Genomic DNA, 24,079 nt, shown 5'->3' on the forward strand with positions numbered 1-24,079 from the left:
TTATGAAAAAATTTATTTTATTTTTTATATCAGTGTTACTTTTTGCAGATACAAAAATATTTATTTATCCAAAAAATGTTGCATTTATAAAACAAGATAAAAATATTGCATTAGAAGATGGTGTCGGATATATTGAGAATATTCCAAGAAATATAATTTTAGACTCAATCTATTTTGATAAAAATGTTAATTCATTCTATTTCAAAAATGGAAGATTGTATATTAAAACTGAAAAAAGCGATTTTTTGAAAACAAAAATATCTTATTTAACAAAAGGAATTAGCTATAAAATAAGCTATGTAGGAAAATTGGATAAAAAATTACAATTGATTGGATATTGCCAAATATCTAATAATAGTAAAATTTTTTATAATAATGCAGATATTAGCTTTATTGCAGGCGAATTCAATATAAACTTTAAGCTTCCAATTTATATCTATAAAAGAGCAAAAGCTTTAACATATGAAAATATGCCAAATAGAATAGAGGGATATTATAGATATGATTTTCCATTTAAAATAGATTTAGAGCCAAACTCAATAAGAATAAATAAGTTTTTAAATAAAAAAGTAGATTATAAAAAGATATATAGCTTAGAAGTTTTTGATTCTTTATCAAGATTTGGTCAAAAAGTTTTTAAATTTGATCAAATTATATCATTTAATACACCTTTATCTTTACCTGCAGGCGTAATAAGATTTTATAAAGATACTTTTTTGGGAGAAAATTTTATAAAAAATAGTCCAAAAAATAGTTATTTGAATTTAAAAATAGGAAAAGATTTTGATATAAGTTTAAAAAGAGTACAAAAGGAATATAATAAAACAAAAAAATTTGTTTATACTAAGATTAAATTTATCATAAAAAATCCAAAAGACAAAGATATTAATCTACAAATAAAAGATTTTTTTCCAAATTCTAATGCAAAAATAAGAGCCGATATTAAATATAAAAAACTAGATGCAAATACAATAATATATAATGTAAAAGTTCCTAAAAAATCAAAAATAGAATTTACTGCTTCATATAAAGTACTTCAACAAAACATTTGACGATAAAATTCAAAAATATATTGACTTTTATCGCCACTTTTTTGTATACTTCTGTAATAATTATGTGACATAATTAAAATTATTATAAATTATTATAAAGAAGTTATATGGTGTATGCATATTTAAGAGCTCAAAATATTAGATATTCAATTGCTTCTCAAGAAAAAAGTATAGAAGATTTTGCCGCAAAAAAGGGATATAGTATTGAAGAAAAAGAGGTTGAAATCTCTTCATATAATAAACCTCTTGAAGAGAGAGATGATTTTAGAGCTTTTTTGCATTCATTAAATAGTGGTGATAAACTTTTTATTTATGACTTTTCTATTTTTAGTAATCGAGTAGGTGAAATTGTAAAAATATTAAATTGCCTTTTTAAAAGAGGAATTGATATCTATATTAGTAAATATTCTATAAAAATAAATGAAAATACACCTGCAAAAGTTGTAGTTTCTCTTTTAAATGAATTAAGAGAAAGTTTTAAAGAGTATAAAAAGAAAGGTTTAGGAAGACCAAAAGGAAGTATTTCAAAATCAAAATATGATGTTTATAGAAATAAAATTTTGCAACTGCTAAAGGAGGGTAAAAGTGTAAATGAGATATCAAAGCTTTTAAATGTTAGTAGAACTTCACTTAGAGATTATATAATTTCAAGAAATCTAAAAGAGCTTGCTGCTACAGAGGGGAATATTGATAGTGTGGGAGAAATATTTATTATCCCAACTTCAGAATGTAAAATAGAAAAAAATTCAAAAAAAGGATAAATAATGGCAACTGCGACTGCAACTGCTGCGCCTAAAAAAAATAGGGCAAAAGAGTATCTTAAAAACTGGATACCATATAGGTATAAACGTTATGTTTTTTTTGCAATAGTTACTATTGTGGCTTTGGTTCTTCCATGGATAAAGATAAATGGAAATCACTTTTTCTTATTAAATTTTGACCATAAACAGCTTCATCTTTTCTTTGTTAGATTTGATATGCAAGAGCTATATTTAATGCCATTCTTGCTTTGGATTTTGTTTTTTGGGATATTTTTTATTACTACTCTTGGTGGACGTGTTTGGTGTGGATGGAGTTGTCCGCAAACAATTTTTAGAGTAATTTATAGAGATCTATTTGAAACAAAACTTTTACACTTAAGAAAAAGAATATCAAATAAACAGATTGAACCAGATATGAGCAAGCCTGAAAATAAGGCTAAAAAAGTAATTGCAATTTTACTTTGGTCTGTTTTAGCATTTGTTGCTGCAGCTGATTTTATCTGGTATTTTGTTCCACCTGAAGACTTTTTTGCATATATTCAAAATCCTGGCGAACACACAATATTAATGGGATTTTGGATTGGTATAGCTCTATTTTTAATAGCCGATATTGTTTTTATTAAAGAGAATTTTTGTATATATATCTGTCCATATGCAAGAGTTCAGTCAGTTTTATATGATGAAGATACTTTTCAAACAGTATATGATTATAAAAGAGGCGGTAAGATCTATGATGAGCATGGCCATTTAATAGTACATAATAAAAAAGAGTTAAAAGAGCAAAATGAAAATGCTGAATGTACCCTTTGTGAATCCTGTGTTAAGGTTTGTCCAACCCATATAGATATACGAAAAGGTATGCAGCTTGAGTGTATTAACTGTCTTGAATGTGCTGATGCTTGTACAAAAGTTATGGGAGCTTTGGGAAAAGAGTCTTTAGTTAGATGGACAAGTTATCATGCGTTGGAGAGTGGTGAAAAAACAAGGGTATTTAGATTTAGAATAATTGCATATATTGTAATGCTAACAATTGCATTTGTAGCGCTTTTTTATATGGGAAGCAAAAAAGAGCATATGCTACTTAATATAAATAGAACAAGTCAGCTATATAAAATTGAGCCAAATGGTGTTGTTAAAAACTCTTATATATTCTTATTTCAAAATACAGAAAATGAAAAACATAAATACTATTTTGAAATTGTTGATAATAAAGATATAAAAATTGCAAGACCTAAAAAGCCATTTGATGTAATTCCAGGTAAAAAAGTTAAAAAAGTTGTAATTTTATATACAGATAAGGTGTTAGTAAAAGATACACATAAAGATACGCCAATTCCTATAACAATTAAAGCATATGCAGTTGATGATCCTAAAAAGATTGTTGTTACAAGAAAAACTATATTTGTTTATCCAAGATGGGATATTTATCAAAAAAAGATTAAAAAATAGGCTAAAAGGCTTTTGCCTTTTGCCATAAAAGGGGGAGTAATGCTTATAGCAATACCAGTTAAATTTAATAAAGAAAACCCTCCAATATCTCCGCTTTTTGGCCATGCTAAATATTTTGCTTTTATAAAAGATAATGAAATTAAAATAGAAGAGAATCCATATGATGGTGGAGTGCAAGTAGTAAATTGGCTTTTGGAAAAGGAAGTTGATGTAATTATCACTCAACATATCGGCTTAAAGCCTTTTGTACTACTTCATAATGAGGGAGTTAAATGCTATTTCGGCGGAGATGGAAGGATTTTATTAAAAGATGCAATAGAAAATTTTAAAAAAGGAAATTTAGAAGAGATAAATGAAGAAAATATTGAAAAATTTGCAAGACATCAGCATAGGCATTAAGGGGAAAAATGAGAGAAGGGTTTGATGAGTTTGGTGAACCAACATTAAGAGAAATGGATGATTATAAAGGTACTCATTCCGAAGAGAAAAGAAAAATTATTAAATGGGTAATCATAAGCGGCATTATCGTGGGTGCACTTTTTGCTCTTGCTAGATGGTATTTTTGGGATAAGGGTGAACCAGATTTAAATAAAAATGACAAAATTATTATAAAGCACTATTAAATTTAAAAAATGAATTTATAATATTTTATAATTATGATAATATTTCCTAATAAAAATTAAAGGAATTGTTATGAAAAAAGTATTGGTTTTAGGTGGAGGATTTGCGGGAGTTGAAGCTGCTATCTTTTTAAGAAAAGAGGGTTTTGAAGTTGATCTTGTTTCGCCAAGACCATATATGTATATATATCCAACTTCTATTTGGGTTCCTGTATATGATGCTGAATTTGCAGATGTATGTATTCCAATGGAAGATTTATCAAAAGTTCATGGATTTAATTGGATAAAAGATGAAGTAGTAAAAATAGAGGCAAAAAATAAAAAAGCAATCTGTAAAAATGGTGAATATAGTGGTGATTATTTAGTTATTGCTATTGGAGCTGGAAAAGTCAAAGTTGAGGGAAGCGAAAATTATCTCTCAATATGTGGTGATCCTGAAGATGCAATAAAAATGAGAGATAAAATAGATGAGCTTGTTACTGAAAAAAGAGGCGGAAAAATTGCAATGGGATTTGGTGGAAATCCAAAAGATAGCTCAGCAGTTAGAGGTGGGCCTGCTTTTGAAATGATGTTTAATGTTCATAACTATTTAAAGAAAAAAGGACTTCGAGATAGATTTGAGTTAACCTTTTTTGCAACAATGGCAGAGCCTGGAAAAAGACTTGGTCCACAAGCACTTAAAATGATGGATATATTTTTCAATAAATTAAATATAAAAAAACATTTTGGAAAAAAGATAAAAAGATTTGAAAAAGATAGAATAGTTTTTGAAGATGATTCTATTTTAGAGAGTGATTTTACTATGTTTATTCCTGCAAATGCGGGACATCCTGTATTTAAAGAGAGTGATCTTCCTTTAAGTGAAGCTGGATTTGTTTTGGTTGATGAGTATTGTGAAGTAAAAGATATTCCTGGTGTTTATGCAGTAGGTGATAGTGCATATATCGAAGGTCCACAATGGAGAGCAAAACAGGGCCATATTGCTGAAGTTATGGCAAGAAATACAGCAAATAATATTGCAGTATCAAGTGGTGTTAAAGTTGGTAAATTGGAAAGTTATATAGAACATCTAAATATTATCTGTGTTATGGATAGCGGTGATGGAGCAGCATTTGTTTATAGAGATGATAAACGAGGAATCATGCTTCCTATGCCATTAGTTGGTCATTGGCTTAAAAAGGGATGGGGATGGTATTGTAAAAATTCAAAACTAAATAAAATACCAAGGCTTCCAGGTTTATAAGCAACAAAAGTAGCAGAAAATTTAAGTTTATTGATATATAATTATAAATGAAATAAAAATATTAGGAGGCCATAATGGGAAAATTAACAGAATTTGAACAAACAGTAGCTCAAAGAATCAAAGAGCAAATAGAGTTAAATAAACAAAAAGATGAACTTGGAAATGTTGATCTACAAAAAGCAATGGAGCTTGTTAAAGAAGCAGGAGCAATTTTGCTTGATGTTAGACCACCTGCAAAAGTAACTGGAGAAAATGCGGAAGAAGCTGATATTCCAGATGCATATTATACTCCATATAATGAATTTACAGAGTATCTTGATATATTGCCAGAAGATAAAACAACCGTTATTGTAACTGCTTGTTTAAAAGGTCTATTTGCAAGCAGAGTAAAAGCATATTTAGAAGTTTTAGGCTATGAAAATGTTTTTGTATTTACTGGAAATATAGAAGATTGGATAGCTTCACACAAAGCTCATAAAGGTGAGATATAAAATTTTAGGGCTGCTTTTTGCAGCTCTATCTATTTTAGGATGTGAAAAAAAGATATACACAAAAATATACGATAAAAATTTAGCAAAAGAGAAAATTAACTGCTTAAAAATATCTTCAGACAATATTCTTATTGAATATATTGTTAGAAAAAATCCTTTTATAAAGAAATTATCAAAAAAAGAGTGCCCATATAGTTTAAAAATCTCCTCAAATTATGTAACCTACTGCAAATCTCCTGCAGCAAAGTCTCTAGCTAGTGATTTTGATGGATATGTAAGATTTGAGATATATAAAGATAAAAAACTTTTTTATCGCTCTCAAAGAGATTTTAAAGGAAAATTTGATAAAAGTGTTGCAGATAGTTTGATAGATAAAATGAAAAGGGATTTAAATTTTGGATATTAAATACAAAATTATAAAAGAGAGAAGAAAAAGTTTAAAACTATTTATAAAAGATGGAGCTGTTATTATTAAAGCTCCATCTTTTATAAATAGAGAAACTATCGACAATTTTGTTAAAAAGCATCTTTTTTGGATAAAAATCAATTTAGAAAATTATGAAAAAAATAGAAAAATATTTAAAGAGGGAGAGAAATTTTTATTTTTTGGAAAAGAGTACCCTCTATTAATAAAAAAAGGTGTTAAAAAAGTAGTTTTTGATAATGCATTTTATATTGATAATGAAAATTTTGATAAAGAAAACCTAATAGATTTTTATAAAAAAGAGGCAAAAGAATATATTGAAAAAAGAGTTATATATTTTGCTAAAAATTTTAATCTCTCTTTTAATAATATAAAAATAAATTCTGCTCAAAAAAGATGGGGAAGCTGTAGCAGTAAAAATAATCTTAACTTTTCTTATCGTCTTATAATGTGTCCAAAAGAGGTAATTGATTATGTCATTATTCATGAGCTTTCCCATTTGACACATTTTAACCATTCAAAGGATTTTTGGACATTGGTGTCTAAAAGGTGTCCAAATTATAAATATTGTGAAAAATGGCTTTTTGAAAACTATCTAAAAACTATTTTTTGATATATCTTTATTTATATTTAAAATTATTCATTCTAAAGCTTCTATTAGATAAAATCTATCTTAAAAAGTATCAAGGATATTTTCATGACAAAATATATTTTTGTAACAGGTGGTGTATTAAGTTCTCTTGGGAAAGGAATATCAAGTGCTAGTATAGGAACTCTTTTAAAACATTCAGGGCTTAGTGTTTCAATACTCAAAATTGATCCATATATAAATGTTGACCCAGGAACTATGAGCCCACTTGAGCATGGGGAAGTTTTTGTTACAGCAGATGGCGCAGAAACAGACCTTGATATTGGGCATTATGAGAGATTTTTAAATGTGAAACTTTCAAAAAAGAATAATTTTACAACAGGTCAAGTTTATCTATCTGTTATAAAAAGAGAGAGAAAAGGTGATTATCTTGGAAAAACTATCCAAGTTGTTCCTCATATAGTAGATGAGATAAAAAACAGAATAAAAAAAGCTGGAAAAGGCCACGATGTTTTAATCGTAGAATTGGGTGGTACTGTTGGCGATATTGAAGGACTTCCTTTTTTAGAGGCGATAAGAGAATTGACTCATGATTTAGGGCCTCATAAAGCATATAATATTCATGTAACACTTGTTCCTTATATAAAAGCAGCAGGTGAATTAAAAACTAAACCAACTCAGCATAGTGTTCAGGAGTTAAGAAGAATAGGTATAACTCCAGATATGATAATTGCAAGATGTGAAAAGCCTCTTCCAAAAGAGCTTAAAGAAAAGATTGCAAGAAGTTGCGGTATTGATATACATGCGGTAATTGAGGCAAGAGATGCTGAAACTATTTATAAAGTTCCACTAAATTTCTTAAGAGAAAATATCTTATATCCTATTTCAAAACAGTTTAGGCTAGGAGAACTTCATCCAAATATGGATGAGTGGGATATTTTGGTTAAAAAGATTATTGCTCCTAAAGATGAGGTAAATATTGCTTTTGTAGGAAAATATTTAGGTCTTAAAGAGTCATATAAATCTTTAACAGAGGCTTTGGTACATGCTGGGGCTAATCTTGATACAAGAGTAAATATAAATTGGGTTGATAGCGAATTAATTGAAGCTGAGGGTAGTAAAGAGTTACTAAAAAATGCAGATGGTATTTTGGTAGCTGGAGGATTTGGAGAAAGAGGTGTTGAAGGAAAAATAGAGGCAATTAAATATGCAAGAGAAAATAAAATTCCATATCTTGGAATATGTCTTGGAATGCAGCTTTCAATCATAGAGTTTGCTAGAAATGTACTTGGTATAAAAGAGGCAAATTCTATGGAATTTGATCCAAATACTGAGTATCCATTTATATATTTAATAGATGAATTTATTGATCAATCTGGGCAAAAGCAGATAAGAACTCACACTTCACCAATGGGTGGAACTATGAGACTTGGAGAGTATGCTTGTATAGTTAAACCAAATACTAAACTTTGGGAAGCTTATAATCATCAAGAGATAATTTATGAAAGACATAGACACAGATATGAAGCCAATCCAAAATATAGACAAATTTTAGAAGATGCAGGTATGGTAGTAAGTGGTGAGAGTAAAGAAGGGCTTATTGAAGCTGTTGAAATTGAAAAGCATCCATGGTTTGTAGGAGTACAGTTTCATCCTGAATTTACTTCGCATTTACAAAATCCAAATCCACTAATAAAAGCATTTATCGAAAACTCTTTAAAAAATAGAGAAACTATTTAATGATTAAATTAACAAAAAAGAAAATTTATGAGATTCTTTTAAAAAGATTTGAAGAGGGATTTGTAAAACTCTCTTCTCTTCCATCTCCACACAGTTTAAAAGATGCTAAAAAAGCCTCTTTAAGAGTGAAAAAAGCGATAGAAAATAGAGAAAAAATAGCTATTGTTGGTGATTATGATGTTGATGGTGTTGTCTCTACATCTATAATGAAAGAGTTCTTTGAGATTATAGATTATCCAGTGACTATAAAAATTCCAAATAGATTTAAAGATGGATATGGAATAAGCAGATCAATTATAGAAAAGCTTGATTGTGATTTAATAATCACTGTAGATAATGGAATTAGTGCCATTGATGCAGCTAATTATTGTAAAGAAAAAGGAATTGATCTTATCATTACAGACCATCATACACCTTCAAAAAATCTACCTGATGCTTACGCAATAATTAATCCAAAACAAGACTCTTGTAATTTTGAATATCCAGATATTTGTGGAGCCCAAGTTGCTTGGTTTTTTATTGCTCAATTAAAAAAAGAGCTAAATATTAATATTGATATGAAAAGATTTTTAGATATTTTAGCAATAGCAATAATTGCTGATGTAATGCCTCTAAAGCATATAAATAGATCTTTAGTTCAAGCTGGAATTAAATATTTTCAAAAAAGCCAAAGGCCCTCTATTGAGTTTTTAAGAAAAACCTTGAAAAAAAATGAATTTAATGCTGAAGATTTTGGTTTTGTAATAGCTCCGATTTTAAATAGTGCTGGAAGAATGGATGATGCATCAATTGCTTTAAAATTTTTAACAAGTAAAAATAGTTTAGAAAGCTCAGTCTATTATGGTAGGCTTCTTGCATTAAATAGTCAAAGAAAAATGGAAGAAAAAAGAGTTTTTCAGGAAGCTATAAGTCAAATTGATGATAAAAATTTTATATGTGCAGTTGGGGAAGATTGGAATGAAGGAGTAGTAGGGATAGTAGCAGCAAGACTTGTTTCAAAATATAAAAAACCCTCTTTTGTTTTAACTAAAAGTGAAGAGTTTTATAAAGGAAGTGGTAGGAGCTTTGCTAATGTAGATCTTTTTTCACTACTTGATAAAAATAGAGAATATTTAGAAAAATTTGGTGGTCATAAAAAAGCTGCTGGACTAACTATAAAACCAGAAAATTTAGATATTTTTAAAAGAGAGTTTGAAAATTCAATAAAAAAATTAAAAAAAGAGGATTGGATAGAGAGTGATGAAGTTATGGGTGAGCTTGAATTTAGCGAAGTTGACTGGGAACTTTTAAAAATTTTAGAAAGCTTTGCACCATATGGCGAGAGTAATCCAATGCCTAAATTTGCTGCATACAATGTAGAAGTAATAGAATCAAGAATGGTAGGAGAAAATGGTGACCATTTACTTATGACACTAAGACAAGAAGATAGATTTTTTAAAGCAATAAAATTTAGACAAATAGAAAATATAAATAAAAATTATATTGATATTATCTATTATCCTATTAAAAATATATTTAATGATAATATTTATATTCAATTAAATATACTAAAAATTCTGTGAAATAACAAAATAGTGACAAAATATTTTATAATATTTATTTATATTAATATTAAAATCTAATTATTATTTGTTTAAGATTTTTATTACATTTTTTTTTATATAATCTATCGATATTATTTATAATAGGAGTAAAAAATGGACAAAAAAGATATCAAAAAGCTTCAAGAGGTTCAAGAAGTTATTGAAGAGACTCTTAAAAGTGAAGGACTCTCAAGAAGAGATGCATTAAAGTTAATGGGTTTAAGTACAGCTGGAGTTATGGTTGGAGGCTCTTCAAAACTGCATGCTGAAGAACAGGGTAAAAAAACAGATGCAAAAGCTCACATTGTTATAGTAGGTGGTGGAGCTGGTGGAATAATGGCTGCTGCAAGATTGAGACGTGCAGCTGGAAATGCAAAAATTACTATTATTGCTCCTAATGATCTTCATCTTTATCAACCTGGACAAGTTTTTATGGCTGCTGGTCTTTATAAAGCAGATGATATAAAAAAACCAAATGCAGATCTTATGCCAAGTGGTGTAAAATGGATAAAAGATAAAGTTATGGAGTTTGATCCAGACAATAATCAAGTTATAACTGCAAAAAATGGAAAAATAAAATATGACTTTTTAGTTGTAGCTGTTGGAATTTCATATCAATATGAGCAAATTGAAGGCTTAACGAAAGATATGCTTGGTAAAAATGGTATTGCAAGTGTATATCTTAACGATCCTGAAACTGGAAGCGTTAAAGGTGGAGAGATAACTTGGGCTTGGTTTAATCAAATGAGAGATGCTGCTAAAAAGGCAAGTAAAGAAAAACCTATAAATGTTATCTGTACTCAGCCAAATACTCCAATTAAATGTGGTGGTGCTCCTCAAAAAATTCTTTATTTAAGTAACGATTTCTTAAGAGGAAATGGCCCAGTTGGCGGCGAAGATGTTCATATGAATGCGAAATTTTATTTTACAAAAGGAAAAGGCAGTAAACTATTTGGAATTAAAGAATATAATGAAACTTTGACAAATATTGTTCAACCAATGTATGGAAATATTGAAAACAAATGGAATCATAATCTTGTTAAAATTGATGCAAATAAAAAAATAGCTACTTTTCATCATACATATCAAGTAAAAGGTGAATGGGATCCAGATCTTGAAGAGTATGAGATGATTACAAAAGAAGAGATGGTAGAAATGCCTTACGATTTTATACATATCGTTCCTCCAATGAGTGCATCAAATGAATTTAAAACATCTCCTCTTGCATGGCAAAAAGGAACTGGTAAGGGTTGGATGGAAGCAGATATGTATACATTGCAACATAGAAGATATAAAAATGTTTTTGGAATAGGTGATGTTCTTGGTATTCCTAAAGGAAAAACTGGTGGTAGTGCAAGACACCATGGACCAATATTGCAAGAAAACCTTATATCTGTAATGGAAGGAAAAGAGCCAACAGCTAAATTTGATGGTTATACTGTTTGTCCATTAAAAACTCAATATGGAAAAATTATGCTTGCTGAATTTAACTATGGAACAAAACCAGCTCCATCTTTTCCTATCTTAGATCCAGCAAAACCAAGATGGATTTGGTGGGCATTTGACTTATATATGTTAAAACCTATGTATTGGCACCTAATGATGAGAGGATTAATGTAAAATTGCAAAGCCTTTTGGCTTTGCAATAAAAGGTTTTCTTTAATGAAAAAAGTCTTAATAAGAGAGGTTTTTTTATATGTTTTAATATTCATTCTTCTATCATTAATAATGCATTTTCAAGCTTGGATATCTCATCCTATAGAACATATAAAAGCTTTGCCTACTAGCCCTTTTGGACCATTTCATCCTTTTGTTTTTAGTTTTGGAGTATATTTTTTTATTTTAATTATTAGGCTTTTTATAAAAGTTGTAAAAAAAGCGATAGATAAGGGAAGTAAAACAAAAATTTAATCTCTTTTTTCCCAATTTGGAATTTCGCAACTTTTAGGAAATCCATCAAGAAGTTCATATGGTTTAAATTGAGTTTTATATGCAAAAGATTTACATCCATTAACCCAATATCCTAAATATATCCAATCAAGATTTAATTTTTTAGCTATATCAATCTGAATAAGTAAAGAGTAAATTCCTAAAGATAGTTTTTCAAAATCTGGGTCATAAAAAAAGTAGATGGAACTTATTCCATCATCTACAATATCAATTAAATCAACACCAATTAATTTTTTATCATAAAAATATAGAACCTCTTTTCCAAAATTGTGAGCTCCTACTACAAACTCTTCATAATATGTTTGCAGATCAATTTCTGTATATTTCCAACCACTCTTTTTTGCTTTAAACTTATGATATTTATTATAAAGTTCAATATGTTCAAAAGAGATAGTTGGTGTTCTAATAATAATCTGAGTATCTCTGTTTTTTTTAATAGCTCTTCTTTGACTACGTGAAGGTTTAAAGTTTTTAACATCTATTCTTAAGCTTTTACACTCATTACAATCTTTACAAATAGGATGAAAATAGGAAAATCCAAATCTTCTCCATCCTCTTTGAATTAGATTGGTAACAAGATCTTTAGTAGCCTTTGGGATAAATCTATAATACATTCTTGTCTTTTTATCTGGCAAATAGGGACACTCATAATCAAGAACGCAATAATCTATAGATTCATTTTCTTTAAACTCTCTCTTCATACTCTATCTTTTAAATTAGTCATTAGACATTGGTCATTAGTCATTGGAAATTAATGTCATTAAATTTATACTATTAATGACCAATTACTTAATGACTAATGACTTTCTAACTTTCTTACTCTCTCACTCTCTCACTCTCTCACCATCTAACTATTCTAACTATTCTAATTATATAGGCAATACTCTAATATTTTCATCAAGTTTTTCTTTTAATGTATTTTCAATTGCAAAAAGAGTACCTGTTGTAGAGCTTGCACATCCTGCACACGCTCCCATATATCTTATATAAACATCAGTATAAGCTCCATTTTCTTTAACATCTATAATTTCCATATTTCCACCATCCATTACTAAAAATTGGCGGATATTTTCATCTATCACTTTTTCTATGGCTTTTAGTTTTTGTACAGTAGTCATTTCATTAAAAGATATATCTTTTCCTTCATTTTGAGCATTTGCAGCTTCTTTCATCTTCTCCTCCTCCATCTCTTTTCTTGTTTCAGCTAATATATCAACAAGATAATACTCTCTTTCCTCATGACCACCTGGTTTTATACAGCTTTTACAAAATGCACCAGCTTTTGTATAATCTGTGATCTCTTCAACAGTTTTTAAATCATTTAATTTAATAACCTCTTTTATTGTACCAAGGCTAACTCTTGCACATTCACAAACAATTATCTCATCTTCAAAGCTATCCATATCAACGCCTTTATAAAGACTCGCAGCTTTTTTTATAACATCATATGCCATAACTGAGCAGTGCATTTTTTGAGGTGGAACAGCTGGAACATCAGGATGATCTCTCATCGCTTTTTCAACATCAATATTTGTAATTTTTACTGCCTCATCTACAGTTTTTCCTTTACATAACTCAACCATAGTATCTGAGCTCGCAATAGCTGTTCCACATCCAAAAGATTTGAATTTTGCATCTAAAATTTTATCTGTTTTTGGATCAACTATCCAGTATAATCTAACCGCATCCCCACAGCTCTCAGCACCATAATCAGCTACAATTAACTCTCCGCCTAATCTTTTTGCATCCTCTTCAGTTAGTTCGCCTTTATTTCTTGGATTGTTCATTAAGTCTTGTACTTTTTGGCTATACTCTTCCCAGATATTTCCACTTATTAAATCATTTTTTGCCATTTCTTTTCTCCTAAATCTTTGTATATATGTTAAAAAGGTTAAAAAAGTTGAGCAGTTTAATTAGTTGTGTTGTTAAACTTATTAAGTAGTTAAAATATTTAGATTAAAATAATTATTCAACCACTCAACTACTCAGCCACTTAACTACTTAACCACTCACCTAACTACTGGTTTATAAGCATATGAACTTGATATGCTTCTAAGTCTCTCAACAGCTTTTTTAAAAACATCAATTGTATAATTGATATCTTCTTCTGTTGTAAATCTTGAAAGGCTTAGCCTTACTGCAGTATGAGCCAAATCTGCTTCAGCTCCAATAGCTTCCATAACAGGATTTGCTTCTAAATCCTCACTTGCACATGCACTTCCAGTACTTGCTGCAACTCCTGCTCTATTTAAATCCCAAAGCATTGCTTCGCCTTCAACACCTTTTACACTTATTAAAATAGTATTTGGCACTCTATTTTTTCTATTTCCAACAACAAATGTATCAGGAATTTTTAAAAGTGCATCTTCAAGTTTATCTCTTAAATATCTAACTTTTTTCTCTTCAAACTCAAGATAATAGTTAGCAAGTTCCATTGCTTCACCCATACCTACAATTCCTGGAACATTCAATGTTCCGCTTCTAAGACCCCTCATATGCTCTCCCCCATGTAGCAGCGGCGTAAGCTCTTTCCCTTTTTTGATATATAATCCTCCAACACCTTTTGGACCATGAAATTTGTGTGCTGAAAAACTTAAATAATCAACTCCTGCTTTTTGAACATCAACTTTTATTTTTCCTATTGCTTGAACAGCATCTGTATGAAATAGTACATCTCTTTCTTTACAAATTTCAGCAATTTCTTCAATTGGAAATATCATACCGGTTTCATTATTTGCCCACATTATTGAAACAAGAGCAGTATCATCTCTTATAAAATCTTTTACTGTATGAGCTTCTACAATCCCTTCGCTATTAACAGGAAGATATGTTACTCTAACACCCTGTTTTTCAAGCCATTTAAAAGCTGCTAATACAGAAGGGTGTTCAACTTCTGTTGTTATCATATGATTTTTATTACCATTTTTAATATAATCAAAATATACACTTTTTATAACCCAGTTATTAGACTCAGTAGCACAGCTTGTTACAACTATATCATCTTCGTCTCTCGCATTTATTCCTGAATATAACTGATCCATAGCTTTTCGCAAAGCTGGATGAGAAGCTGTTCCAAAATCGTGAAGTGAATTTGGATTTCCATAAATTTCACAAAAAAATGGATCCATTGCTTCTTTTACTTTTGGATCAACCATTGTTGTTGCGTTGTTGTCTAAATATACTTTTTTCATTTTCACTCCAAAATAAGACAAAATTAGTCCTAATTAATTTGCTCAAATGTTACAGCAATATTTCTTAAATATTTATTATATAGTTAAGTTAGTTGAGTAAGGTGAGTATGGTGAGTGAGAAAATTATTATTGACAAAAAGCTGTGAAGGAGTGAAGTAGTGAAGCTGCTAATATCATAAAAGTTTCAAGTTTGAAGTGACTAATTCCAAATTCCCAATTCCTAATGTCCAATGACTGATGACTAATGTCTAAAACCTTATATTTTGCGGGGCGTTTACAATACTAAAAAACTCTTCTCTTGTTTTCAAGTTTTCTTTGAAAACTCCTCTTAAAGCTGAACTTACAGTTGTTGAGCATATTTTTTCTACTCCTCTCATCTCCATACACATATGTCTTGCATGAACTACCACAGCAACACCTTTTGGTTTTACACACTCCATTAATGCATCAGCAATCTGTTCGGTCATCTGCTCTTGTATTTGAAGTCTTCTAGCGTAAACTTCCACCATTCTAGGTATTTTTGATAATCCTACAACTTTTCCATCTGGAATATATGCAACATGAGCTCTTCCAATAATAGGTAAAAGATGATGCTCGCATAAAGAGTAAAATTCTATATCTCTAACAATAACCATTTCATCATTAGTCGAAGTAAAAAGAGCCTCATTTAAAATCTCTTTTGGATCTTGACTATATCCTTTTGTTAAATGCAAAAAAGCTTTATAAACACGTTCCGGAGTTTTTATCAGTCCTTCTCTGTTTGGATCTTCTCCAATAATTTTAAGCATTGTTTTTACAGCGTTTTCAAACTCTTTTTGCCTGTTCATAAAAAAAATCCTTTTTAATTAAAACTTTTTTACAAAAGTAAAGCATAATTTTGCTAAAATTGCAACTAAAATTTTTAAAAAAGGGTAAAAATGGAAATAGTAGCAAAGAAAGTTGATAATGCAAATGCAGAAGTTAATGCAAAAATTGCAAAAAGCGATATCGAATCAAAAACTCAAAAAATAGCTAAAGAGCTAAGTAAAACTTTAAACCTTCCTGGTTTTAGAAAAGGCAAAGTTCCTATAGCAATTGTTAAAAAAAGATATGGCGAAAAGATAGAAAAAGATGCTGAAGCTGAAGCTTTACAAGAAGTTTATGCTAAAGCTTTAGAAGAGCTTGGATTAAATAAAGAGGATATTTTAGGTGAACCTGCAGTAACAAAATTTGATAAAAAAGATGAAGTGATTGAAACAGAGATAAAAATATCTTTTAGACCAGAAATTGATCTTGAAGGATATGAAGAGGCAATTCCAGAATTTAAAGAGCCTGAAGTTAGCGATGAAGAGGTTGAGAAAAGATTAAAAGAGTTGGCTGAAGCGATGACTCCTCCAAAAAAATTAGAAGAAGATAGACCTTTACAAGAGGGTGATATAGCTATTATTGATTTTAAAGGGTATGTAGATGATAAAGAGATTGAAGGCGGTAGTGCTGAAAATTTTCAATTAAAAATAGGAAGTGGACAATTTATACCTGGTTTTGAAGAGCAGCTTGTTGGAATGAAAGCAGGAGAGAGTAAAACAATTGAGGTAACTTTTCCAGAGGATTATCACAACAAAGAACTTGCAGGTAAAAAAGCAAAATTTGATGTTACATTAAAAGAGATTCAAGTAAAAGAAGAACCAAAAATAGATGATGAGCTTGCAAAAAAGATGCTTCCAAATGAAGAAAATCCAACAGTTGATCTTTTAAAAGAGAAAATTAAAGAGCAGATAAAAAGTGAAAAACTTTCAAAACTATATAATGAAGAGTTAAAACCAAAACTTATTGAAAATCTTGTAGAAAAGTTTGATTTTGATTTACCAGAAAATATTGTAGAGCAAGAGATTGATATAAAACTTAATGAGAAACTAAGAGGCATGAGCGAAGATGAGTTAAAAGAGCTTAGAGAAAATCCAGATAAAGTTAAAGAATTAAGAGAGTCTTTAAAAGATGAAGCAAAGAAAAGTGTGAAAGCTACATTTATTGTTGATGCTTTGGCAAAAAAAGAGGGAATAAAAGTTGATGATCAAGAGGTGATTCAAACAATTTATTATGAAGCAATGCAGATGGGACAAAATCCGCAAGAGGTATTAGAAGCTTATAAAAAACAGGGCTTGCTTCCTGCTATAAAAATGGCTATGATAGAAGATAAATTGTTGACACATCTATTAAATAAAAAATTGGAGGCTAAATGAGTTATTACATACCATATGTAATTGAGCGCACAGGAAGAGGTGAGAGAAGTTATGATATATATTCAAGACTATTAAAAGATAGAATAATTATGTTAAGTGGAGAGATAAATGATGCAGTAGCCTCTTCTATTGTTGCTCAACTTCTATTTTTAGAAGCAGAAGATCCAGATAAAGATATCTATCTTTATATAAATTCTCCTGGTGGAGTAATAACTAGTGGAATGAGTATATATGATACTATGAACTATATAAAGCCAGATGTTTCAACTATATGTATAGGACAAGCTGCATCAATGGGAGCGTTTTTATTAAGTAGTGGTGCAAAAGGTAAAAGATACGCTCTTCCACATGCAAGAATTATGATTCATCAACCTTTAGGTGGTGCTCAAGGGCAAGCAACAGATATTGAGATTCAAGCAAAAGAGATTTTGAGATTAAAACATATGTTAAATGATATATTGGCTAAAAATACAGGCCAACCTTTGAGAAAAATAGCAAAAGATACAGATAGAGACTTTTTTATGAGTAGTGAAGAAGCAAAAGATTATGGACTTATAGATCAAGTTTTGGAAAGAAGTATGAAATAAAATGATTAGAGAGATTGTTGTTTATCCAGATAAAAGATTAAAACAGATTTCAAAACCAGTTGAAAAATTTGATGAGGAACTCCATAAACTTTTAGATGATATGTATGAAACTATGATAGCTAAAAATGGTATAGGCCTTGCAGCTATCCAAGTAGGAGTTCCTCTAAGAGCTTTGATTATAAATCTTCCAAATGAAGAGGGTGAACAAAAAAAAGAGGATCTCATTGAAGTAATAAATCCTAAAATTTTAGAGACTAAAGGAAATACTACATATACCGAAGGTTGCCTTAGTGTTCCAGAATATTATGATGATGTTGAAAGGGCTGAGTGGATAAAAGTTGAATTTTTTGATAGATTTGGGAACAAAAAAGTTGTAGAGAGTGATGGACTTTTAGCAATAGCCTTTCAACATGAGATTGATCATTTAAATGGACATCTTTTCATAGAAAAACTATCTTTTTTAAAAAGAAAAAAATTTGAAAAAGAGTGGAAAAAAAGAAGAAAAGAGAGAGGTAGCAAAAAAGGAAAAGTCAAATAAAGGTAAAGATTGAAAAAACTATTTTGTGCAACTTTTACAGATGGAAAAGCTTTTACAGTAGAGGTTGAAAGCTCATTTGTAAGAGCTCTTCCATCTTTTAGTGTTGTAGGTCTTGCTTCAAATTCAATCCAAGAATCAAAAGATAGAGTTAAATCAGCTTTAAATTTTATCGATTTTAAATTTCCCCCCTTAAAAATAACTATCAATCTATCTCCAAGTGATCTTAAAAAGAGTGGAAGCCATTTTGACTTAGCAATAGCATTAAGCATTGCGCTGCAAAAAGAGAATGTAGATTTTAAAGACTATTATATATTTGGAGAGTTAGGACTTGATGGAAAATTAAAAGATACAAATACAATTTTTCCACTTATTTTATCTTTGAGAAAAAGTGTAAATAACTTAAAAGTTGTTATTCCAAAAGATTCAGCAAAAAAAGTTTCAAAAATACCAGATATTAAAATATATCCAGTAGATAATCTCCAAGAGGCTATCGATTTTTTTAAAGAGGAAAATATAAAAGAGATTGAAAGCAGTGAAATTGATAGTGATTATCTTGTAAAAGATAATAAAAAATATTATTATCTAAATAGTTTTGAAATGGATATTTTAGATGTTAAAGGACAAGAATTTGCAAAAAGAGCCGCATTAATAGCTGCAACAGGAATGCATAATATACTTTTTGAAGGTAGTCCTGGTTGTGGTAAAAGTATGATAAGCAAAAGATTAAGATACATACTTCCTCCTCTATCTTTAGAGGAAATTTTAGAAATTGCAAAAAATGAGGCAATGGATTCTAAAGAGCCACAATTTATACCTCTTAGACCATTTAGAGCACCGCACCATTCATCTACAAAAGCCAGCATTTTTGGTGGTGGTACAAATAGTGCAAAAATTGGTGAAGTTGCATTAGCAAACAAGGGGATTTTATTTTTTGATGAACTTCCGCATTTTTCAAAAAATGTTCTCGAAGCATTAAGAGAGCCCTTAGAAGATAGAAAGATTTTAATATCAAGAGTAAATAATAAAATAGAGTATCAAACAGATTTTATGTTTATTGGCGCAATGAATCCCTGTCCATGTGGGAATCTTTTAAGTACTACAAAAGAGTGTAGATGTAGTGATGTAGAGATACAAAGATACAAAAATAGACTATCTGAGCCATTTTTGGACAGAATTGATATCTATGTACAAATGAGTGAAATTAAAAAAGAGGACAAAAGTACAATTTCATCTTCTGAGATGTATAAAAATATTTTAAAAGCATTTATATTTCAAAAAGAGAGAAAACAAAATGAGTTTAATGGAAAACTTAATGAAAAAGAGATTGAAAAATATTGTATCTTATCAAAAGATGCAGAAAATATTTTAGAAAATGCAATTGAAAGATTTTCTCTTACATTTAGAAGTATAAATAAAATTAAAAAGGTTTCACGAACTATTGCAGATTTGGATGGGAGCGAAAAGATAGAGAAAAAACATATTTTAGAGGCATTGAGCTATAGAAAAAGATAGCTTTTGCCTCTAAAGATTATGCTCCAAAAATTGAAACAACTGCTTTTGTGATAAAATATCCTCCAACCATAAGCCAAATAGCCATTATAAGTGCCAGCATTACTGGTTTAATTCCAGCTTGCTTAAATTTTTCAACACTAGTTTCCATTCCTAAAGCAGTCATTGCCATAGTTAGTAAAAATGTATCTACTTGATTTATACCAGTAAGAACTGGTTTTAATGATTCAATCCCAACTAAAAATGAGTTTATTCCAGCCATTACAATAAACCATACTGCAAACCAAGGAATTGAAATTTTAAATTTTGTTTTTTCTCCTGCTACATTTTCTACACTACTTTTAGAAACAATAATTCCTAAAATAATTAATAACGGAGCAATCATCATAACTCTTGTCATTTTAACTATTACAGCATTATCCGCAGCTGCTCCTCCTATTGCTCCACCAGCTGCAACAACTTGGGCAACTTCATGTACAGTTCCTCCAACATATATTCCATAAACAGAAGGATCCATATTAAAAATCCCTGCTTTATATAGTGCAGGATAGGTAAACATTGCAATTGTTCCAAAAAGTACAACTGTTCCAACAGCAACTGCGCTTTTATAAGGTTCAGCTTTTAAAACCGGTTCTGTTGCTAAGACAGCTGCAGCACCACATACACTTGATCCACTTGCACAAAGAACAGCAGTATCACGATCAAGTTTAAAAATTTTTACGCCAAGCCACCATCCAAGAATAAAAGTAGTTGTAAGCATTATAGTTGAAACTGTAAGTCCTGCTAAGCCAACTTCAGCAATTTGTTGAAAAGTTATCCTAAATCCATAAAGAATAATTGCAAAACGAAGTAGCTGTTTTGAGCTAAATACAATTCCAGGAACCCACTCTTTTGGGATATGAGTTCTTAATGTGTTAGCATAAAACATACCAATAACTATACCTATTATTAAAGGACTTATTGCAAGAGATTTAATAAATCCAACTTGAGAAATCTGTATAGCAGCAATCGTAAAAAGAGCTACAAATAAAATACCATTTAATGTATATTTGATATTTTCTTTAGAAAAAGCCATATTACTCCTTTTATCTATTTTTATGATAAATTTAATCAAAAAATTTTATAATAAATAAAAATTTCCTTAAATTGGATTATAATATTTTTATTAAAATAAGTAAAATAAATAAATTTGATATATTATCATCAAGAATTTTGAAAAGGTAGGAGATGAGAATAACATTAAGACAGATGGAAATATTTTTAGAAGTTGCAAAAATAGGACATTTAACTCAAGTTGCAAAGGATTTAGGATTAAGTCAGTCTGCAGTATCAATGTCGTTGAAAGAGTTAGAAAGTACTCTTGGGTGTAAACTTTTTGATAGGATTCAAAAAAAACTTGTTCTTAATGAAAAAGGAAGAGCTTTTAAACATGCAATAGAGCCTCTTGTTAAAAAATTGAGAGATATCGAAGAGGAGTTTATGTCCCAAGAGAATAAAGGAGAGCTAAGTATTGGTGCAAGCACTACCATAGCAGATTATATAATGCCTCATATTGTTTGTGAATATATGGAAAAATATCCAGAAGTAAAAATAAAGATGAAAATTGGAAATACCTCAGAAATTACAAAAATGGTTGAAGAAGGTGATATAGATATAGGTTACATTGAAGGAGAGATTGAAAGTTTAAATACAGTTTTTTCACCCATTGGAGTAGATGAGCTTGTTATTGTAACAGGTGATAAAAGTCTTGTTAAAAAGAAAGAGTATTTTATAGATAATCTTTTGGATTATAAATGGGTTTTAAGAGAAGAGGGCTCAGGGACAAGAAGTGTTTTTTTTAATAAAATAAAAAATTATATAACTGGACTGAATCTATTTTTAGAATTAAGACACACAGAAGCTATAAAAAGTGTGCTTAAAGAAGCAGAAGGAACAATAAGTTGTATTTCAAAAATTGCAGTAAATAAAGAGTTAGAAAACAAAGAGCTTTACGAGATAAAAGTAAAAGGCTTTGATTTTACAAGAGAGTTTTATCAAATTCATCATAAAGATAAATATAAAAGTGATCTTTTTAAAAAGTTTTCTATTTTTGCAAGATATAGATTTAGCGAAATATTAAAAAGATAATTGGTATATAGGAGATATTATGAAAAATCTTTATAAAAGCGTATCTTATTTGGATAAAAGATGTTATGAAATATATAATCTACCTGAAGATATATTGATGGAGCATGCTGCAGATGGAATAAATAGATATATAAGAGAAAATTTTCAAAAAGGAAGTTCTATTTTAATAGTAGCTGGCCCTGGGAATAATGGTGGTGATGGGGTGGCTCTTGCAAGATTGTTACTTGGTGATTTTGATGTAAAACTTTACATGCCATATGGTGCAAAGTCTGATATGTGTAAAATTCAAGTTGATAGATTTTTAGCTTTAGGTGGAGAATTTTGTGATGATATAAAAGTGTGTGATATTGTTGTAGATGCACTTTTTGGCTCAGGTCTTAGCAAACCTCTAAAAGAGGATATAGTTGAGTTACTTGGCTGTTTAAATAGAATGGATGCATTTAAAATAGCTGTTGATATTCCAACTGGAATAAATATAGATGGATATCCAAATCCATATGCTTTTATTGCTGATATTACATTTACTATGGGAGGAATAAAAACTTCTCTTGTTATGGATCTTGCTAAAGATTATGTTGGAGAGATAAAAGTAGTTGACCTTGGAGTATCAAAAAAATTTTATGAAGATGAATCAAATATAAAGCTTTTAGAAGAGAAGGATTTAAAACTTCCTGTTAGAGAGAAAAAAAGTTCACATAAGGGAGATTATGGACATTTAGCAGTAATTGCTGGAGAAAAAGAGGGAGCTGCAATTATGGCAGCTCTTAGTGCTTTAAATTTTGGAGCAGGACTTGTAACTGTTGTAACAAATGAGAAAATTTCTATTCCTTATGAATTAATGCATTCAAATACACTTCCAAAAAACACTTCTGCAATTGCTGTTGGAATGGGACTCGGAATGGAATATAGTGATGAAGATTTTAATGAGCTTGTTTTAAAGCATGAAATTCCTTTGGTTATTGATGCAGACCTTTTTTATAGCTCTAAAATAAAAGAGTTAATAAAAAAGAAAAATATTGTATTAACACCCCATCCAAAAGAGTTTTCATCATTGCTAAAAATTTTAAATATTGATGATGTAGAGGTTGAAACGATTCAAAAAAATAGACTTTTATTTGTTGAAAAATTTATAGAAAAATATCCAGATGTAACCTTGGTATTAAAAGGAGCAAATCCAATAATTGCAAAAGGAGAAAAAATTTTTATAAATACTCTTGGCTCACCAGCATTAAGTAAAGGTGGAAGTGGTGATGTGTTAACTGGGCTTATTGGAGCTTTGCTTGCTCAAGGATATAAGACATTAGATGCAGCGATAAATGGCTCATTAGCTCATACAATCGCAGCAAACAAAGTTAAAAAAACAAACTTTTCTTTAACACCAGATGATTTGATAAAGGCTTTAGGGTGTTTATAAAAAAAATTGTTATTCTTTTTAGCGGAGAGGGAACAAATCTTGAAAATATTATCAAAAAACTTCATAATAAAGAGTTTAACGATACAAAAATAGTTGTTAGCAAAGCTATTACAAATAATCCATTGGCAAATGGTATAAAAAGAGCAAAAAGGGAAGGTGTTGAGGTTGAGATAATAGACCATAAAAAATATACTTCAAGAGAAGAGTTTGATAAAGAACTTGTAAAAGCTATTAAAAAAGAGAGTCCCGATTTAGTTGTACTTGCAGGATTTATGAGAATATTGACACCTATTTTTACAGAGAATATAAAAAATGCTATAAATATACACCCTTCAATTTTACCGCTTTTTAAAGGAGCAAATGCATTAAAAAGAAGTTTTGAAAGCGATATGAAAGTAGCAGGAGTTACTGTTCATAAAGTATCATCAGAGCTTGATAGTGGGGAGATTTTAGAACAGGATTGTTTTAAAAAAGATAGACTTAGTTTTGAGGAATTTGAAAAAAGAATTCATGAATTAGAATATGAAATATATCCAAAAGTAATTGTTGATATTTTAATTAAAAAAAAGTAAAATAAAATAAGATATTTTTT

25 protein-coding genes are annotated in these 24,079 nt (G+C 29.6%); 20 read left to right on the top strand and 5 right to left on the bottom strand.

What is annotated here, in order from left to right:
• Positions 1–2: 2 nt before the first annotated feature.
• From QML81_RS03760 to QML81_RS03820, 13 genes are all read left to right on the top strand, one after another.
• Positions 3–1,052 (top strand): hypothetical protein, encoded by a 1,050-nt coding sequence (locus tag QML81_RS03760; RefSeq protein ID WP_281951854.1) that lies wholly within the window; start codon positions 3–5, stop codon positions 1,050–1,052.
• 107 nt (positions 1,053–1,159) lie between these two features.
• Positions 1,160–1,813, top strand: coding sequence for a recombinase family protein (locus QML81_RS03765; RefSeq protein WP_281951855.1), 654 nt, complete (start codon positions 1,160–1,162; stop codon positions 1,811–1,813).
• A 3-nt stretch (positions 1,814–1,816) separates the two neighbouring features.
• On the top strand, positions 1,817–3,262 hold the full coding sequence (ccoG, locus tag QML81_RS03770) for a cytochrome c oxidase accessory protein CcoG (RefSeq protein ID WP_281951856.1): 1,446 nt from the start codon (positions 1,817–1,819) through the stop codon (positions 3,260–3,262).
• Between the two features lie 39 nt (positions 3,263–3,301).
• Positions 3,302–3,661, top strand: coding sequence for a NifB/NifX family molybdenum-iron cluster-binding protein (locus QML81_RS03775; RefSeq protein WP_281951857.1), 360 nt, complete (start codon positions 3,302–3,304; stop codon positions 3,659–3,661).
• 8 nt (positions 3,662–3,669) lie between these two features.
• Positions 3,670–3,885, top strand: coding sequence for a hypothetical protein (locus QML81_RS03780; RefSeq protein ID WP_281951858.1), 216 nt, complete (start codon positions 3,670–3,672; stop codon positions 3,883–3,885).
• A 70-nt stretch (positions 3,886–3,955) separates the two neighbouring features.
• The gene (locus QML81_RS03785; RefSeq protein ID WP_281951859.1) at positions 3,956–5,125 is read left to right on the top strand and encodes an NAD(P)/FAD-dependent oxidoreductase; all 1,170 of its coding nucleotides are present in this window, start codon (positions 3,956–3,958) and stop codon (positions 5,123–5,125) included.
• Between the two features lie 74 nt (positions 5,126–5,199).
• Positions 5,200–5,616 (top strand): rhodanese-like domain-containing protein, encoded by a 417-nt coding sequence (locus QML81_RS03790; protein WP_281951860.1) that lies wholly within the window; start codon positions 5,200–5,202, stop codon positions 5,614–5,616.
• Positions 5,606–6,022: a hypothetical protein gene (locus QML81_RS03795; protein ID WP_281951861.1), complete on the top strand. Its 417-nt coding sequence runs from the start codon at positions 5,606–5,608 to the stop codon at positions 6,020–6,022. The genes QML81_RS03790 and QML81_RS03795 overlap by 11 nt, the downstream gene beginning before the upstream one ends.
• Complete coding sequence (locus QML81_RS03800) at positions 6,012–6,653, top strand: M48 family metallopeptidase (protein ID WP_281951862.1); 642 nt, start codon at positions 6,012–6,014, stop codon at positions 6,651–6,653. Before QML81_RS03795 ends, QML81_RS03800 begins: the two co-directional genes overlap by 11 nt.
• An 84-nt stretch (positions 6,654–6,737) precedes the next feature.
• Positions 6,738–8,369 (top strand): CTP synthase, encoded by a 1,632-nt coding sequence (pyrG, locus tag QML81_RS03805; protein WP_281951863.1) that lies wholly within the window; start codon positions 6,738–6,740, stop codon positions 8,367–8,369.
• The gene (gene recJ / locus QML81_RS03810; protein WP_281951864.1) at positions 8,369–9,931 is read left to right on the top strand and encodes a single-stranded-DNA-specific exonuclease RecJ; all 1,563 of its coding nucleotides are present in this window, start codon (positions 8,369–8,371) and stop codon (positions 9,929–9,931) included. Before pyrG ends, recJ begins: the two co-directional genes overlap by 1 nt.
• A 135-nt stretch (positions 9,932–10,066) precedes the next feature.
• The gene (locus QML81_RS03815) at positions 10,067–11,572 is read left to right on the top strand and encodes an FAD-dependent oxidoreductase (RefSeq protein WP_281951865.1); all 1,506 of its coding nucleotides are present in this window, start codon (positions 10,067–10,069) and stop codon (positions 11,570–11,572) included.
• 42 nt (positions 11,573–11,614) lie between these two features.
• Positions 11,615–11,863, top strand: a complete 249-nt coding sequence (locus QML81_RS03820; RefSeq protein WP_281951866.1) for a hypothetical protein — start codon at positions 11,615–11,617, stop codon at positions 11,861–11,863.
• Here QML81_RS03820 and QML81_RS03825 read toward each other — a convergent pair.
• From QML81_RS03825 to folE, 4 genes are all read right to left on the bottom strand, one after another.
• Complete coding sequence (locus tag QML81_RS03825) at positions 11,860–12,603, bottom strand: arginyltransferase (protein WP_281951867.1); 744 nt, start codon at positions 12,601–12,603, stop codon at positions 11,860–11,862. The genes QML81_RS03820 and QML81_RS03825 overlap by 4 nt on opposite strands.
• A 168-nt stretch (positions 12,604–12,771) precedes the next feature.
• Entirely contained in the window at positions 12,772–13,755 is a 984-nt protein-coding gene (locus QML81_RS03830; RefSeq protein ID WP_281951868.1) for an iron-sulfur cluster assembly scaffold protein, read from the bottom strand.
• 156 nt (positions 13,756–13,911) lie between these two features.
• The gene (locus tag QML81_RS03835; RefSeq protein WP_281951869.1) at positions 13,912–15,093 is read right to left on the bottom strand and encodes a NifS family cysteine desulfurase; all 1,182 of its coding nucleotides are present in this window, start codon (positions 15,091–15,093) and stop codon (positions 13,912–13,914) included.
• Positions 15,094–15,341: 248 nt separating this feature from the next.
• Positions 15,342–15,920: a GTP cyclohydrolase I FolE gene (folE, locus tag QML81_RS03840; RefSeq protein WP_281951870.1), complete on the bottom strand. Its 579-nt coding sequence runs from the start codon at positions 15,918–15,920 to the stop codon at positions 15,342–15,344.
• Between the two features lie 90 nt (positions 15,921–16,010).
• Between folE and tig the strand changes: the two genes are divergently transcribed.
• From tig to QML81_RS03860, 4 genes are read left to right on the top strand one after another with little or no spacing between them, the layout of a single operon-like run.
• The gene (gene tig / locus QML81_RS03845; protein WP_281951871.1) at positions 16,011–17,312 is read left to right on the top strand and encodes a trigger factor; all 1,302 of its coding nucleotides are present in this window, start codon (positions 16,011–16,013) and stop codon (positions 17,310–17,312) included.
• Positions 17,309–17,899 carry an ATP-dependent Clp endopeptidase proteolytic subunit ClpP gene (clpP, locus tag QML81_RS03850; protein WP_281951872.1) on the top strand — a complete coding sequence of 197 codons (591 nt, stop codon included), beginning with the start codon at positions 17,309–17,311 and terminating at the stop codon, positions 17,897–17,899. Before tig ends, clpP begins: the two co-directional genes overlap by 4 nt.
• A gap of 1 nt (position 17,900) precedes the next feature.
• The gene (gene def / locus QML81_RS03855) at positions 17,901–18,437 is read left to right on the top strand and encodes a peptide deformylase (RefSeq protein ID WP_281951873.1); all 537 of its coding nucleotides are present in this window, start codon (positions 17,901–17,903) and stop codon (positions 18,435–18,437) included.
• Between the two features lie 9 nt (positions 18,438–18,446).
• On the top strand, positions 18,447–19,949 hold the full coding sequence (locus QML81_RS03860) for a YifB family Mg chelatase-like AAA ATPase (protein WP_281951874.1): 1,503 nt from the start codon (positions 18,447–18,449) through the stop codon (positions 19,947–19,949).
• A 16-nt stretch (positions 19,950–19,965) separates the two neighbouring features.
• On the opposite strand, the gene QML81_RS03865 is transcribed toward QML81_RS03860, so the two are convergent.
• Positions 19,966–21,021: a YeiH family protein gene (locus tag QML81_RS03865; protein WP_281951875.1), complete on the bottom strand. Its 1,056-nt coding sequence runs from the start codon at positions 21,019–21,021 to the stop codon at positions 19,966–19,968.
• Between the two features lie 152 nt (positions 21,022–21,173).
• Between QML81_RS03865 and QML81_RS03870 the strand changes: the two genes are divergently transcribed.
• From QML81_RS03870 to purN, 3 genes are read left to right on the top strand one after another with little or no spacing between them, the layout of a single operon-like run.
• Positions 21,174–22,073 carry a LysR substrate-binding domain-containing protein gene (locus QML81_RS03870; protein WP_281951876.1) on the top strand — a complete coding sequence of 300 codons (900 nt, stop codon included), beginning with the start codon at positions 21,174–21,176 and terminating at the stop codon, positions 22,071–22,073.
• Between the two features lie 19 nt (positions 22,074–22,092).
• Positions 22,093–23,487 carry an NAD(P)H-hydrate dehydratase gene (locus QML81_RS03875; RefSeq protein WP_281951877.1) on the top strand — a complete coding sequence of 465 codons (1,395 nt, stop codon included), beginning with the start codon at positions 22,093–22,095 and terminating at the stop codon, positions 23,485–23,487.
• Positions 23,478–24,059, top strand: a complete 582-nt coding sequence (gene purN / locus QML81_RS03880; protein WP_281951878.1) for a phosphoribosylglycinamide formyltransferase — start codon at positions 23,478–23,480, stop codon at positions 24,057–24,059. The genes QML81_RS03875 and purN overlap by 10 nt, the downstream gene beginning before the upstream one ends.
• Positions 24,060–24,079: the final 20 nt, after the last annotated feature.

This window comes from Nitrosophilus kaiyonis, from assembly GCF_027943725.1.
In the GTDB taxonomy this organism is placed as follows: domain Bacteria; phylum Campylobacterota; class Campylobacteria; order Campylobacterales; family Nitratiruptoraceae; genus Nitrosophilus_A; species Nitrosophilus_A kaiyonis.

What these genes read in the sequence shown, in the direction of transcription:
- QML81_RS03760 (WP_281951854.1), top strand. Translation starts at nt 3, where the DNA reads ATGAAAAAATTTATTTTATTTTTTATATCAGTGTTACTTTTTGCAGAT.
- QML81_RS03765 (WP_281951855.1), top strand. Translation starts at nt 1,160, where the DNA reads ATGGTGTATGCATATTTAAGAGCTCAAAATATTAGATATTCAATTGCT.
- ccoG (WP_281951856.1), top strand. Translation starts at nt 1,817, where the DNA reads ATGGCAACTGCGACTGCAACTGCTGCGCCTAAAAAAAATAGGGCAAAA.
- QML81_RS03775 (WP_281951857.1), top strand. Translation starts at nt 3,302, where the DNA reads ATGCTTATAGCAATACCAGTTAAATTTAATAAAGAAAACCCTCCAATA.
- QML81_RS03780 (WP_281951858.1), top strand. Translation starts at nt 3,670, where the DNA reads ATGAGAGAAGGGTTTGATGAGTTTGGTGAACCAACATTAAGAGAAATG.
- QML81_RS03785 (WP_281951859.1), top strand. Translation starts at nt 3,956, where the DNA reads ATGAAAAAAGTATTGGTTTTAGGTGGAGGATTTGCGGGAGTTGAAGCT.
- QML81_RS03790 (WP_281951860.1), top strand. Translation starts at nt 5,200, where the DNA reads ATGGGAAAATTAACAGAATTTGAACAAACAGTAGCTCAAAGAATCAAA.
- pyrG (WP_281951863.1), top strand. Translation starts at nt 6,738, where the DNA reads ATGACAAAATATATTTTTGTAACAGGTGGTGTATTAAGTTCTCTTGGG.
- recJ (WP_281951864.1), top strand. Translation starts at nt 8,369, where the DNA reads ATGATTAAATTAACAAAAAAGAAAATTTATGAGATTCTTTTAAAAAGA.
- QML81_RS03815 (WP_281951865.1), top strand. Translation starts at nt 10,067, where the DNA reads ATGGACAAAAAAGATATCAAAAAGCTTCAAGAGGTTCAAGAAGTTATT.
- QML81_RS03820 (WP_281951866.1), top strand. Translation starts at nt 11,615, where the DNA reads ATGAAAAAAGTCTTAATAAGAGAGGTTTTTTTATATGTTTTAATATTC.
- QML81_RS03825 (WP_281951867.1), bottom strand. Translation starts at nt 12,603, where the DNA reads ATGAAGAGAGAGTTTAAAGAAAATGAATCTATAGATTATTGCGTTCTT.
- QML81_RS03830 (WP_281951868.1), bottom strand. Translation starts at nt 13,755, where the DNA reads ATGGCAAAAAATGATTTAATAAGTGGAAATATCTGGGAAGAGTATAGC.
- QML81_RS03835 (WP_281951869.1), bottom strand. Translation starts at nt 15,093, where the DNA reads ATGAAAAAAGTATATTTAGACAACAACGCAACAACAATGGTTGATCCA.
- folE (WP_281951870.1), bottom strand. Translation starts at nt 15,920, where the DNA reads ATGAACAGGCAAAAAGAGTTTGAAAACGCTGTAAAAACAATGCTTAAA.
- tig (WP_281951871.1), top strand. Translation starts at nt 16,011, where the DNA reads ATGGAAATAGTAGCAAAGAAAGTTGATAATGCAAATGCAGAAGTTAAT.
- clpP (WP_281951872.1), top strand. Translation starts at nt 17,309, where the DNA reads ATGAGTTATTACATACCATATGTAATTGAGCGCACAGGAAGAGGTGAG.
- def (WP_281951873.1), top strand. Translation starts at nt 17,901, where the DNA reads ATGATTAGAGAGATTGTTGTTTATCCAGATAAAAGATTAAAACAGATT.
- QML81_RS03865 (WP_281951875.1), bottom strand. Translation starts at nt 21,021, where the DNA reads ATGGCTTTTTCTAAAGAAAATATCAAATATACATTAAATGGTATTTTA.
- QML81_RS03870 (WP_281951876.1), top strand. Translation starts at nt 21,174, where the DNA reads ATGAGAATAACATTAAGACAGATGGAAATATTTTTAGAAGTTGCAAAA.
- QML81_RS03875 (WP_281951877.1), top strand. Translation starts at nt 22,093, where the DNA reads ATGAAAAATCTTTATAAAAGCGTATCTTATTTGGATAAAAGATGTTAT.